This window comes from Neisseria sp. P0009.S007, from assembly GCF_051962515.1.
The window spans coordinates 1-388 of record NZ_JBQCVF010000934.1; the positions used below are offsets into that span (position 1 = coordinate 1).

The window sequence follows — 388 nt, forward strand, 5'->3', positions numbered from 1 at the left end:
GCGCAGCATAGTCTTTCGGCGTCGGATTATCGCCGCCACCCAAATTCAGCCCCTGCAAACCAAGCTGCTCGCGTAAAGTAGCCAATTTTTCGGGAGTCGGACCCAAGTGATTGCGGAATAAAGCCGTATGTTTGTTCTTCAGCAAAAATTCTGCCGCGCAAACATTCGCCGCCAACATACATTCTTCAATCAATTTGTGTGCATCATTGCGGACAACGGGAACGATCTTGTCGATTTTACCGTTGTCGTCAAAAATCATCTGGGTTTCAACGCTCTCAAACTCAACCGCGCCACGCTCAAAACGTTTTTTCTGCAAGATTTTAAATAACTTATACAGAGTATCGATTTGCTGCTTAAACGGATGATCCTGGCCGTCTGAAATCCAATC

Annotated in this window: 1 protein-coding gene; it reads right to left on the reverse strand. The window is 46.1% G+C overall.

Annotated features, from left to right (window positions below; genetic code table 11):
* A partial coding sequence (locus ACTHS3_RS17185; protein ID WP_440368664.1) for an RNB domain-containing ribonuclease occupies nucleotides 1–388 on the reverse strand: 388 nt, incomplete at both ends.